At 72.9% G+C, this 10,061-nt stretch carries 9 protein-coding genes; 8 read left to right on the top strand and 1 reads right to left on the bottom strand.

Going from position 1 to position 10,061, the window contains the following annotated elements; genetic code table 11:
- The coding region (locus ABTX62_RS37555) for a phosphopantetheine-binding protein (RefSeq protein WP_352120380.1) at positions 1-407 on the top strand (407 nt) is incomplete at its 5' end.
- A gap of 79 nt (positions 408-486) precedes the next feature.
- On the opposite strand, the gene ABTX62_RS37550 is transcribed toward ABTX62_RS37555, so the two are convergent.
- Positions 487-2,853 carry a M20/M25/M40 family metallo-hydrolase gene (locus tag ABTX62_RS37550; protein WP_352120379.1) on the bottom strand — a complete coding sequence of 789 codons (2,367 nt, stop codon included), beginning with the start codon at positions 2,851-2,853 and terminating at the stop codon, positions 487-489.
- A 304-nt stretch (positions 2,854-3,157) separates the two neighbouring features.
- On the opposite strand from ABTX62_RS37550, the gene ABTX62_RS37545 reads away from it, so the two are divergent.
- The 7 genes from ABTX62_RS37545 to ABTX62_RS37515 form a co-directional block, all read left to right on the top strand.
- Entirely contained in the window at positions 3,158-3,376 is a 219-nt protein-coding gene (locus tag ABTX62_RS37545; protein ID WP_352120378.1) for an MbtH family protein, read from the top strand.
- The gene (locus tag ABTX62_RS37540) at positions 3,286-5,790 is read left to right on the top strand and encodes a helix-turn-helix transcriptional regulator (protein ID WP_352120377.1); all 2,505 of its coding nucleotides are present in this window, start codon (positions 3,286-3,288) and stop codon (positions 5,788-5,790) included. The genes ABTX62_RS37545 and ABTX62_RS37540 overlap by 91 nt, the downstream gene beginning before the upstream one ends.
- Entirely contained in the window at positions 5,787-7,109 is a 1,323-nt protein-coding gene (locus ABTX62_RS37535) for an MFS transporter (RefSeq protein WP_352120376.1), read from the top strand. Before ABTX62_RS37540 ends, ABTX62_RS37535 begins: the two co-directional genes overlap by 4 nt.
- A gap of 62 nt (positions 7,110-7,171) precedes the next feature.
- Positions 7,172-7,951 carry a sulfotransferase-like domain-containing protein gene (locus tag ABTX62_RS37530; protein ID WP_352120375.1) on the top strand — a complete coding sequence of 260 codons (780 nt, stop codon included), beginning with the start codon at positions 7,172-7,174 and terminating at the stop codon, positions 7,949-7,951.
- Positions 7,948-8,358: a VOC family protein gene (locus tag ABTX62_RS37525; protein ID WP_352120374.1), complete on the top strand. Its 411-nt coding sequence runs from the start codon at positions 7,948-7,950 to the stop codon at positions 8,356-8,358. The genes ABTX62_RS37530 and ABTX62_RS37525 overlap by 4 nt, the downstream gene beginning before the upstream one ends.
- A gap of 8 nt (positions 8,359-8,366) precedes the next feature.
- On the top strand, positions 8,367-9,188 hold the full coding sequence (locus tag ABTX62_RS37520) for a thioesterase II family protein (protein WP_352120373.1): 822 nt from the start codon (positions 8,367-8,369) through the stop codon (positions 9,186-9,188).
- Positions 9,189-9,205: 17 nt separating this feature from the next.
- Positions 9,206-10,061 (top strand): condensation domain-containing protein (locus ABTX62_RS37515; RefSeq protein WP_352120372.1); only part of this gene is annotated, 856 nt, incomplete at its 3' end.

The raw sequence follows: 10,061 nt of genomic DNA, 5'->3' as shown, positions 1-10,061 counted from the left end.
CCACCTACCTCACCCACCTCCCCCACCTCCCCCAACTCCCCAACGGCAAGACCGACCACCACCAACTCCCCACCCCCACACACGACGTGACCGAGACGGGCGGTCCTGCTGGGGAGCGGGTGGAGCCGCGCGACGAGGTCGAGAAGGAGCTGGCGCTGATCTGGTCCGAGGTGCTGGGGGTGCCGTACACCGTCGGTGTGCGGGACGACTTCCACGCGCTCGGAGGGCACTCGCTGCTTGCGGTCCAGATCGTCTCGCGAGTGCGGGACACCTTCGGGATCGAGGTGCCGCTGGAGCGGATGATCAGCGGTCGGCCCACCGTCGAGGCGCTCGCGGAAGCCGTCCAGGAGATCCAGCTCGCGGACGCCGACGAGGACGAACTGCTCGCGGCACTGGCGACGTTGTAGCCCGAGGCGCACAACACGCGGGCGCTCGGCCGAAAACCCGGCCGAGCGCCCGCGTGCACTGTGCGGAAAGCGTCTGACGTCAGCCGCGTACTGTCAGGCCCACCGCCGTGACGTCGGTGAGGTTCGCCCCCCAGGTGCCCCAGGTCAGGCCGGCCGGCAGGTCGCCCGCGCCCTTGGGCAGGCCACGGGTGTAAGCCGTGACGCGCAGCGGGATCTCACCCTTGCCGGTGACGCGCAGCTCGATGTCCAGGCCGTCGGTGGGGACCGTCCACACCGCGAAGCCCCATTTCCAGGGGCCGGCCGACGTCGGCCGGTTGACACCGCCGCGCACGGTGGCGCCCAGTACGGCGGCGTCACGCACCGCGTGCGACGTGGTGTCGGCGAAGACACTGACGTAGGAGGTGTCGGGCTGCGGCTCGATCCGCAGCCGTACGGCACGGGTGCCCTCGGCGTCCGCCCGGCCGGAGCTCACCCGCACCGACGGCGCGGCCGGCCCGCTGCCCGACGCGGCCGTGGCGATGCGGGACTGGGTGGCGAGACCGCCGGCGAGCGTGGTCGGGAAGGTGGGGAAGGCGGCCCGCAGATCGGCTCGTTCGGACCCGGCGAGGGCGCTCGTCCACTGCGGCGGGGCGGTGTCGGCGCTCAGCCAGTGCCCGGTGCCCCGGTCGGCGTCCCAGGCGTACGCCAGGGTGGTGTGGCGGGGGTGCGAGGGGTCGAAGGTGTCGATCCGAACGCCGGTGAGGACCAGTGCGACACCGGCCGCCAGAGCCAGCCACGCGCTCACCGGCGCGGTACGGCGCGGCAGCAGCGCGAGCAGCGGCAGGGACACGGTGACCAGGAGCGCCATGAGGACCAGTGGCGCGACGGCCAGCGACAGACCGAGGGTCGGGAAGACCAGCACGATGACCGGCAGCAGCAGGGGAAGCGCGACCAGCGCGGGGGCGGCAACCGCGACGGTGCGCCAGACGCCGGCGTCGGCGTCGTCGGCCGCGTTGTCGCCGGTCCGGCGCAGCGCGGTCAGCAGGGCGGCGCAGCCGAGCAGGGCCGGCCAGACGAACAGATAGGAGGCGCCGGGCGCGAGGACGGCGGTGAGCAGGCCGAGGCCGGTCAGCCAGCCCCAGACACCGATGGCCAGCTGGTGCACGGAGACCTTGCGGCGCAGCAGCACGTACCAGCCGATGACGGCGGCGGCGGTGAGCGTCAGGAAGGCGGCCCGGAACCAGCCCGGCCGGTAGCTGTCGCCCATCGACAGGTCGCCGTAGCCGGGCTCGAACAGGCAGAGCACCTGCCAGCCGCCGTAACCGACGACGGCCGCCGCGGTCAGCGCGAGGGGGAAGGTCAGGGCGGACCGGCCGACACCGCCGCGCGCGATGCCGCGCCGGCCCGCGTACCAGACGGTGAACGCGTACCCGGCGACGGTGAGCAGGGACAGCGGCAGGACGAGTGCGTGGGGGTAGCGCACGAGGAAGGCGTTGACCGTGAAGTAGGTGTCGGCGGAGCCGGCGGCCAGCGTGGTCAGGTTCTGTCCGCCGAGTTCACGGGCGGCGGCCAGAACGCTGTCCCCCTGGTGCTGAAGGCTGTCGGGGGAGATGTTGGCGACCGAGTCGCCGGGGGTGTGGTAGAGCGCGGAGCCGTCCACGAAGGCGAAGTTGAGGCCGGTGAAGCCCTTCTTCTTGAACTCGCTGAAGTCGGTGTCGTTGGGCAGGTAGATGTAGACCTCGTCGGCCAGCGAGGTGGCGACGGGCCGGTCCGCCTCGCTCAGCGCCGACAGGACGCCGCTGTTGCGCGGCCCCGACTCGAACATGACGGAGGGCCCGGACACTCCGCGCGCCTCCAGGTTCAGTACGACCGTGTTCTCCGGGTCCAGGGAGCCGGCGGCCGCAAAGGCGTGCGCGCCGAGCAGACCGGGCTCCTCACCGTCCGTGAACAGCACGTCGATCGTGTTGCGGGTCGTCCCGCCGTCCGCCCGCAGCGCTCGCACGATCTCCAGGATGGCCGCCACGTTGACTCCGTTGTCGGAGGCCCCGGGACCGGCCGGCACGGAGTCGTAGTGAGCCATCAGCACGACGTGCCCGGCCTTCGGGCCGGCGGCGCCGGGGAACCGGGCGTGGATGTTGGTGACCTGGGCGACCAGGGCGGTGCCCTCCGCGTCCTGGGAGACCGGCTGTGGCCGGGACTCGACCGAGGCGCCGAGCGTGGTCAGGCGCTGGATGAGGTAGTCGCGGGCGGCTGCCGCGCCCCGGCTGCCGAGCGGGCGTGGCTCCTTGCCGATGATCTCGGCGTCCGTGAGCGCCCGCCCGGCCGAGAACTCACCGGCCGGGGCGTCGGCCGGCCTGGGGGCCGGTGGCTGGAGCGTCAGGACGGACGTGCCGGCCAGCACCAGGAACAGGACGAGGACAGCCAGTCCGACGAGGCGCGCCTTCGGGCTCGCTCCCGCCCGTGGCACCGGGTGCGCGGAAGAAGGGGAACTTTTCCCGGAATTGGGCATGTGAAGCACCGATCTCTCCGTGTCTGGGACGTTCGGCAATTCGGGCGAGAGGTTCAGAACACTTGCTGTTCCGGGATTATTGAGAGCATCAATGGGGTTTGTCGCGCCCATCTGACAAGGTCTCCAGGTGAGTTGACATAGTCGTCCGGGCGCGCCGGGTAGCTGACAAAGTCCTCCCCGACCTCGTGGTTCGGTCCTCGGGAGCTCGCTAGTTTCACCACCGGATCGCATTTCTCGCCGAAAGCCGAAACCGGAGTGAACGATGATCAACGCAGCCGTTGAGTCCTATTGGGTCGTCGTCAACGACGAGGAGCAGTATTCAGTCTGGCCGACCGACCAGGAGATCCCCGAAGGGTGGCGGGCGGCCGGTGTGACCGGTCCGAAGGACGAATGCCTCGCCTGGATCGACGCGAACTGGACGGACATGCGGCCGCTCAGTCTCCGCCGTGCCATGGACGAGACCCGGACCTCCGCACTCTGACGGCGACCGCCGACTCGCCCAACGGACCAAGGAGGGGGAAGCGAACTGTGATGGCCCATTGGCAGCAACTGCTCGATGAGCTACTGGCTCCGGGCGGATCCGCCCGGGGACTCGAGATCGTGGGAGAAGCCTGGAGCGGCAAGACCCGCCGCCTGGACGACCTCACGCGGCGTGCCGCGAGCAGCGGATGGGCCGTCGCCCGGAGCCGTTCGGGCCGGCTCCAGGACTCGGCGTCGTTCGGAGTGTTCCTCGACGCACTGGACGACCTGGTCACCGACGCCCCGGGCGGGCCGCACGGCTGTCTCACCGAGGACGAGCAGCACCGCCTCGCGGTGCTGTTCCCCTCGATGAGCCACCACGCGCCCGACAAGCCCCCGCACCGGGACCGGTACCGCGAGTGCCGTGCGGTGCGCAGTCTGATCGGTCGTCTCGCGGACCGGCAGGGCCTGTTGCTCGTCCTGGACGATCTGCACCGGGCCGACGCCGACTCCCTGGACCTGCTCGGCTATCTGCTGGAGCGGCCCCCCGCGGCACCGGTGCTGATCGCGGTCGCGCACCGGCCGCGCCAGCTCGACCACCGTATCCACACCCTGCTCGACGAGGCCGCCGCCCGCGGCTTCTCGCAACGCGTCGAGCTGGGCCCGCGCGACGAGGACGACCTGGCCGAGCTGCTGCCGGCCGGCCTCGACGAGCGTGCCCGGCGCTCCCTGCTCAAGCGCAGCGGCGGCAACCCCGGCCTGCTCCTCGCGCTCGCCGCGATGGGGCCCGCCGCACCCTCCGACGTGCCCTCGGTGCCCACGGAGCCGCCCGCCAGGGTGGTGTCCGCCGCACTCGGCGACTTCCGGCCGCTCGGCCCCTCGGGCCGGGCGCTGGTCGGGGCCGCCGCCGTGCTCGGCGACACCTTCGAGTTCCGGATCGCCGCCGAGGTCGCTCAGCTGGACGCCTCAGAGGCAAGCGCGGGGCTGGACGAGGCGCTGGCCGAGGACGTGGTGCGGCCGGTCGGCGAGGGCCCCGACTTCCGCTTCCGAGACCCGGTGCTGCGGGCCGTGGCGTACCACTCGGCGGGCCGCGGCTGGCGCTCCGGCGCTCACGCCCGGGCCGCCGCCGCCCTGCGTACGCACCAGGGATCGGCCGAGCTGCGCGCCCAGCAACTCCTGTACGCGGTCCAGGTGGCCGACGACGACGATGTACGGGCCCTGGTGGACGCGGCCGAGGACACCGCGCTGCGCGACCCCGGGGCGGCCCTGCGCTGGGCTCGGCACGCCCTGCGCCCGGTGGTCACCGCCGACCCGGTCCTCCGAGCGCGGGCGCAGACCGTACTCGGCCGTTCCCTGCTCTACGACGGCGAGTTCGAGGAGAGCGCGGCCGTCTTCCAGCGGTTGCTGACCCCCGGTACCGAGCTGCCGACCGCGCTGCGGGCCGAGGTCGTCGAGGGGTACGCCGAGGTGCACCGGCTGCTCGGCCGGTACGGTGCCGCCCGCGAACTGCTCCGCGGCGAGCTTGCCGGACGCGCCGCCGACTGCGACACCGCCGACTACGAGCGCCGCTACGGCCGGCACGACCGGGCCGACCTGCCGGTCCTCGGCATCGGCACACCCATGGCGGGCACGGAGTGCTGCCGGCTGCGGCTGGCCACGACCGCGCTCGTCCTGGAGGCCGGCGGCCAGTGGACCAGCGCCGACCGGGCCGCGCTGACCGTGCTCGCCGCCCGTGACGGACATCCGCTGCGCCTGTCGGCGCTGGCGGCGCTCGCCGCCACCGAGGCGCAGTTCGGCCGGTCCGCGGCCGCCGCCGGGCATGCCGAGCGGGCCGCCGCGCTGATCGACTCGCGTACGGACGAATCGCTCGCCGCGCATCTGGAGGCGATGCTGTGGCTGGCCGGCGCGGAACTCTTCCTCGGCCGTCTGCGCGAGGCCGAGCGGCAGCTGGAGCGCGCCACCGACCTGGCCCGGCGCTTCGGGCAGATCCACCTGAAGGCCAGGCTGCTCGCCGGACTCGGCCATGTGCGGATGCGGCTCGGCTACTTCCCCGAGGCGCTGGTCTGCGCGACGGAGGCCGAGGAGACCGCGACCGCCACCGGCAGCACGCCGATGCTGGAATGCGCGCGACAGCTGCGCGACGAGGTCGATCTGCTCCACGGCATCGCCCCGCCCACCGCCGACGAGTCCGCGCCGGAGCAGCTGCTGCCCGAACTCAGCGGCCGTGAGCGGGAGATATCCGTTCTGGTGAGCCAGGGCCACACCAACCAGCGGATCGCTCACGCCCTGGAACTGAGCCCGAAGACCGTGGAGACGTACCTCGCGCGGATCTTCAAGAAACTCGGTGTCTGCTCGCGGGCCGAGGTGGCGGCGATGGTGGGCCGTGCCGAGCCCCTCACCCAGCAGGCGGTGCCCAGCGGGAGGCCCACGCCATGACCTCCGCGCCGGAAGCCGAACGGGCCGGACGGGCCGAGGGGGCCGAGGAGGTCGACCGCGCCGAAGCGGTCGACGGGACCGATGGGGGGACCGCTGGGGCCGGAGCGCCCGCCCGGACCACGACCGAGGACGACAAGCGGCTCCCAGGCCCCTTCTGGAAGCTGTGGACCGCTACGTTCGTCGCCTCCTGGGGAGACGGACTGCGGCTGGCCGCACTGCCGTTGACCGCCGCTCTGTTCACCCGTGACCCGATGCTGCTGTCCCTGGTGACGTTCGCCGGACAGCTGCCCTGGGTACTCGCGGGGACCTTCGCCGGTGCGTTCGTCGACCGGCACGACCAGCAGCGGGTCATGTTCTGGGCCGACGCGTCCCGCGCGCTCATCGCCGCCCTCTTCACTCTCGCGCTGGTCACCGGCCACGGCCACATCGCGCTGCTTGTGGTGTTCGCCCTGGTCATGGGCGTGGTCGAAACTCTGCGGGACAGCGCGGCACTGGCCGTCCTGCCGCGTCTGGTCGCCGAACCGGCCCTCGACAAGGCGAACAGCCTGCTCCAGGGCGGGGCGATGCTCTGCGTGGAGCTCGCCGGACCGCCACTAGCCGCACTTCTCCTGCTCTCCGGCACGTCCTTGCCGTATGCCGTCGACGCCCTCACCTTCGCGCTGTCGGCGCTGCTCCTGGCGCGCCTCGCGGGTGCCGTCCCGCGCTCGGCGGCCCGAGCCGCCGGCACCTCACTGCTCGCCGACGCCGGTGAGGGAATCCGCTGGCTGTGGCGGCACCGGCTGCTGCGGGCGGTGTGCGCGCTGGTCGGCGCCTTCAACTTCGCGCTGAGCGCTGTCGTCTCGGTCGCCGTGCTGTACGCGTACGACGTGCTCGGCGTCGACAGCGTCGGCTACGGGCTGCTCATGTCCGTCATCGCGGTCGGCGGGGTCGTGGGCGTAGTCGTCACCCCCTTCCTGACCCGGCGCCTGGGCCGGACGCGCACCCTGCTGCTGTGCTGCGGCCTCGCACCGCTCGCCTTCGCCGTCGCGGGCTCCACCTCCCGGCCGCTGCCCGCCGCCGGGGTGCTCAGCGTCGTCGGCATGGCGCTGGCCGTGATCACCGTCGTCACCACCTCGCTGCGCCAGGTGCTGGTCCCCGGCGAACTTCTCGGCCGGGTCGGCAGCTCCTACCGCCTCGTCGCGGTCGGCATGGCGCCGCTCGGCGCCCTGGCCGGCGGTGCCACCGCCTCCCTGGCGGGTCTGCGCGCGCCCTTCTACCTGGCCGCCGCGGGGCTCGCCGCCGCCTGGGTGCTCAGCCTCCCGGCACTCTCCCGCGAGTGACCGGACTTTCCCTCTAACGGACACCCCCGCCAACGGACGTCCTCGCCAACGGAAGGAACCTGATGAACAGCCCTCGGACCGGTCCCCCCGGCCCCGCCGTGATCGCCATGTGGAGCCCGCCGCGCTGCCGCTCGACGGCCTTCGAACGCATGATGATCGAGCGCGGTGATCTGACGGTCCTCCACGAGCCCTTCAACGTCCTGGCCAGCAAGGGCGGTTACGAGATCGACGGCCGCGTCCACGAGAGCGAGACGGCGCTCCTCGATGCCATCCTGGAGCTGGCCCGCACCGGCCGCCGCCCCGTCTACTTCAAGGACACCACCGACTGCCGCTACCCCGGGCTGCTCACTGACCCCCGGCTGACCACCGCGATCCAGCACACCTTCATCGTCCGCGACCCGGCCGAGGCCATCGCGTCGCACTACGCCCGCAACCCCGGACTCAGCGCCGAACAGGTCGGGTTCGGACACTGCTGGGAGATCTTCGAGCTGGTGCGCGAGGCAGTCGGTACCGTCCCCGTCGTGGTCGACGCCGACGACCTGGTGGCCGACCCGGCCGGCATCGCGGCCGCGTACAGCTCCTCGACCGGCTTGCCGTATCTGCCCGACGCGCTGAACTGGCGGGCGGGCGAGCGCAGCGAGTGGCAGGTCTTCGAGGCCTGGCACCGGGACGCGGCGGCCAGCACCGGCATCCACGAGGGGTCGGGCGTCTACGCCGACACGGTCGCCAACAACCCCTACCTCGCCGGCCTCCAGGCCGCCCAGCGGCCCTTCTACGAGCGGCTGCGCGAGCACCGGCTGCGTCCGGCCACGGCCCCGACGGCGCGGGAGGCCACCGCATGACCAGCCGCTTCGAACAACTCGTCGTCGACTGCCTGGACCCACGCGGACTCGCCGCGTTCTGGTGCGCGGTCCTCGACTACACCGTCCACGAGGACCGCGGAGGCGACCTCGTCGAGATCGGCCCCGTCGAGCTCGCCCCGCTCGACGAACTGCGCCGTGCGGCCGTCGCGCCGCAGATCGTCTTCAGCCGCGGACACACCGCGAGGGTCCGCAGGAACCGCCTGCACCTCGACATCTGCCCCATCGACTCCGACCAGCCCACCGAGGTGGAGCGCGTCCTCGCGCTCGGTGCCCGTCGTCTCGACATCGGCACCCCCAAGGACGCGAGCTGGACGGTGCTCGCCGACCCGGAGGGGAACGAGTTCTGCGTGCTGCGCAGCCTCGCCCCCGGCCACTTCGAGGAGTAGCGGTCGCCATGCGCAGCGGTTCCCCGCCCACCGGCGGTCCGGGTACGCGATCACGCACCGGACGCACCTCGGCCTCCGACTGGGTCACGATCTGGAGGACGCCGGGGCCGGCCAGTCGCAGGCTGCTGTGCCTGCCGCCGGCCGGCGGCGCCGCCCACCTCTACCGCCACTGGGCCGCCGGACTGCCGGCCGGCACCGAGGTGGTCGCGGTCGAGCTGCCCGGGCACGGCACCCGGATGAGCGAGCGGCCCGTGACCCGCATGGCCGAGGTCGTCGACGGCATCGAGACCGCCCTCGACGCTCTGCACGAGCTCCCACTGGTGATCTTCGGACACAGCATGGGCGCCGTCGTCGGCTGGGAGTTGGCACGCTCGCTGCGCCACCGGCGCGGTCACCCGGTGCGGGGCCTGATCGCCGCCGCCTCGCCCGCGCCCACGGCGCCACCGCCGCCGCGCTGGCAGGCCGGTGCCGGGACGCCGGACGAGGAACTGATCGCGCTGCTCGACCAGTCGCGCAGTCTGCCGGCCGAGCTGCGCTCGCACTCCGAGTTCCTGCGCCTCTATCTGCCGGTGCTCCGTGCCGACCTGGAGATCCTCGCCAGGCACCGGGCCCGCCGTGAACCCCCTCTGCCGTGCGCTCTTCGTGTCTACCTCGGCGGCGACGACCCGCTGGTCGGCGAGGCGGAGGCCTGGCCGTGGGCGGACGAGGAGCTCGACGGCGACCGCCTGCTGCGGGTCTTCCCCGGCGGCCACTTCTTCCTGCACGAACACCCCGGGCCCGTACTCGACGTGCTCGCCCGCGATCTCGACCTCATGACACTCGGCGCCTGACGCCCCAGGAGCAGCAGATGACCTCCGAAGCACCGCTCGCCAACGCCCTGGCCGGCCTCACCGCCGAGCAGCGCGCCAGGCTCACCCTGGAACTCGCCCGCCGCAAGGCCGCGAAGAACCCCGCCGTCCCCGGCCTGCCCCGCACCCCGGGCGCAGAGAACACCTTCCCCACCTCGCCGGGACAGGAGCGCCTGTGGTATCTCCACGCGCTGGAACCCGACTCCACCGCCTACGTACTGCCCATCGTCCTGCGGCTGCGCGGAGCCGTCGACGCCACGGCCCTTCAGGGCTCACTCGGTGCACTGGTCGCCCGGCACGAGGCGCTGCGCACGGTGTTCCGCGAAGGCCCTGACGGACAGATCCAGCAGGTCGTGCTGCCGGGCGCCGACGTGCCGCTGCCGGTCACGGAGATGCCGGACGACGCGGACGACGACACGCTCTGGCAGCGGGTGCGCGACGAGGTCTCCCGGCCCTTCGACCTCGCCCGCGGTCCACTGGTGCGGGCCCGGCTGCTCAGGCGCGCGGACTTCGGGACCGGACCCGAGGCCGTCCTCGTGCTGTGCGTGCACCACATCGTGGTGGACGGCTGGTCGCTCGGCGTACTCGTCGGCGAACTCGGCGAGACGTACGCCGCCCGCACCGCGGGACGCCCGCCCCTCCTGCCGCCACTCGCCGTGCAGTACGCCGACTTCGCCGTCTGGCAGCGCCAAGCGCTGTCGGGCGAGCGGCTTCGCGAACAACTGGCCTTCTGGCGAGAGGAGTTGGATGGCGTACCGGTCCTGGAGGTCCCCGGCGACCGGCCCCGCCCGGCGCAGGACTCCTTCGCGGGTGACTCGGTGCGGGTGGAGGTTCCGGCGTCGTTGGTGTCGGGTC

It is taken from the genome of Streptomyces sp. NPDC096046 (assembly GCF_040303285.1).
GTDB lineage: Bacteria > Actinomycetota > Actinomycetes > Streptomycetales > Streptomycetaceae > Streptomyces.
This window is presented reverse-complemented; position numbering and strand designations above follow the sequence as displayed.

Bases quoted from the DNA above. Each gene is read 5' to 3' on its own strand.
- ABTX62_RS37545 (WP_352120378.1), top strand. From the start codon at position 3,158: ATGATCAACGCAGCCGTTGAGTCCTATTGGGTCGTCGTCAACGACGAG.
- ABTX62_RS37540 (WP_352120377.1), top strand. From the start codon at position 3,286: ATGCCTCGCCTGGATCGACGCGAACTGGACGGACATGCGGCCGCTCAG.
- ABTX62_RS37535 (WP_352120376.1), top strand. From the start codon at position 5,787: ATGACCTCCGCGCCGGAAGCCGAACGGGCCGGACGGGCCGAGGGGGCC.
- ABTX62_RS37530 (WP_352120375.1), top strand. From the start codon at position 7,172: ATGAACAGCCCTCGGACCGGTCCCCCCGGCCCCGCCGTGATCGCCATG.
- ABTX62_RS37525 (WP_352120374.1), top strand. From the start codon at position 7,948: ATGACCAGCCGCTTCGAACAACTCGTCGTCGACTGCCTGGACCCACGC.
- ABTX62_RS37520 (WP_352120373.1), top strand. From the start codon at position 8,367: ATGCGCAGCGGTTCCCCGCCCACCGGCGGTCCGGGTACGCGATCACGC.